This window comes from Mesorhizobium sp. M7A.F.Ca.US.006.04.2.1 (assembly GCF_004022915.1).
GTDB classification, from domain to species: Bacteria; Pseudomonadota; Alphaproteobacteria; order Rhizobiales; family Rhizobiaceae; genus Mesorhizobium; species Mesorhizobium ciceri.
In genome coordinates this window covers 1-1,475 of the sequence record NZ_RZQA01001171.1, presented here as the reverse complement: position 1 = coordinate 1,475, position 1,475 = coordinate 1, and the positions used below count along the sequence as shown (strand labels likewise).

Annotated in this window: 3 protein-coding genes; 2 read left to right on the top strand and 1 reads right to left on the bottom strand. The window is 61.2% G+C overall.

Going from position 1 to position 1,475, the window contains the following annotated elements:
• Both EN925_RS35490 and EN925_RS35485 read left to right on the top strand, forming a co-directional pair.
• The coding region (locus tag EN925_RS35490) for a DUF2155 domain-containing protein (RefSeq protein WP_128337347.1) at window positions 1-309 on the top strand (309 nt) is incomplete at its 5' end.
• A gap of 75 nt (window positions 310-384) precedes the next feature.
• Window positions 385-771 carry a hypothetical protein gene (locus tag EN925_RS35485; RefSeq protein WP_013531355.1) on the top strand — a complete coding sequence of 129 codons (387 nt, stop codon included), beginning with the start codon at window positions 385-387 and terminating at the stop codon, window positions 769-771.
• 9 nt (window positions 772-780) lie between these two features.
• On the opposite strand, the gene aat is transcribed toward EN925_RS35485, so the two are convergent.
• Entirely contained in the window at window positions 781-1,398 is a 618-nt protein-coding gene (aat, locus tag EN925_RS35480; protein WP_024503883.1) for a leucyl/phenylalanyl-tRNA--protein transferase, read from the bottom strand.
• Window positions 1,399-1,475 lie beyond the last annotated feature (77 nt).

Below are 1,475 nucleotides of genomic sequence, written 5' to 3'. Positions count from 1 at the left end.
ACCGATTCCTTCGTCGAGGTCGACGAGATCACGCTCGACCGCAAGATCCGCCGCATCTTCACCGGCTGGATGTTCGCTGAAAGCCCCGGCCTCAACGCCGTCGAGCATGCCGTCTACGACGTCTGGCTGAAGGCCTGCAAGCAGAAGTCGGATGTGCCGGCGCCCGACGGAGCCAAGGCTGACGCAACCAAAGCGGAGGCTCCCAAGCCCGCCGCAGCCAAACCGGAAGCCGCGACCACTCCGGACGTCACAACGCCTGATGTGACGGAGCCGGACGCTTCGGAACCCGATACTACCGACACCAACTGATCCCCCGGAACCGTCCTGGCCACAATGCGTTGGGCCACGGACGAGCGCACATTCATGCGTAAGGAGGATCTTCCGATGTCAGACAGCAAACGGATCACGGCTAGCAAGGCCGAATTGCTGGAACTCGAAAAGGGATTCTGGACGGGCGACTCCGCCTACTACGCGGCCAACGCCGACACCGAATGCCTGGTGGCATTTCCGCAGATGGCACAGGCGATGGACAATGCGGATCTGGCCAAGACCGCGGCCAAGCCCAACCGCTGGCGCAACCTGCGAATGGATCTCAAGGGCATTATCGAGCCGGGCAGCGACATCATCATGCTGACTTACGAGGCGCGTGCGACACGGGAAAATGGCGAGGCTTATGCCGCGCTGGTCAGCACCGGCTACGTCCATCGCGCCAACGGCTGGAAGATGATGTTCCATTCGCAAACGCCATTGGAAGCCGCTACCGGGAAGTAGGCTCAATCCTCAGGGATAGAATATTGCCTCGCCCTTCAACGCATCGGCGAGCATCTTCTCATACTTGCCGCGCGGCACGTCGACCGCGCCGAACCGCTTGAGGTGCTCGGTGGTGAACTGCGTATCAAGCAGAGCAAAGCCCCGCGCCTTCAAACGCTCGACGAGGTAGAAGAGGCAGGTCTTGGAAGCGTCCGTCTCTCTGGCGAACATGCTCTCGCCAAAAAACACCCGGCCGAGCGACACGCCATAGAGGCCGCCGACCAGCCGGTCCTCACGCCACGCTTCGACCGAATGACAATGGCCTATCCGATGCAACTCGATATAGGCTTCGCGGATCGGCGCATTGATCCAGGTCGAGCGCCGCTCCGCGCGCTTTTCGGCGCAGCCGTCGATGGTCGCCTCGAAATCGAAATCGAAACGGATGTCGAAGGGATGTTTCTTGATCGTTTTCCAGAGACTTTTCGGCGTGTGAAAGCCGTCAAGCGGGATGATGCCACGTGTCTCCGGCCGCACCCAGAACACCTCCGGGTCGCCGGCACTTTCTGCCATTGGGAAGACGCCCGAGGCGTAGGCCTTGAGCAGCAGGTCGGTGGGGATGCGATAGCCGGGCGCGTAGGGGCGGGTCATCGCGTCTCCGCGCTACTCTTCCTTGGCCAGGTATTTTTCCAGCCAGTGGATGTCATAATCGCCATTGGCGATGTCGG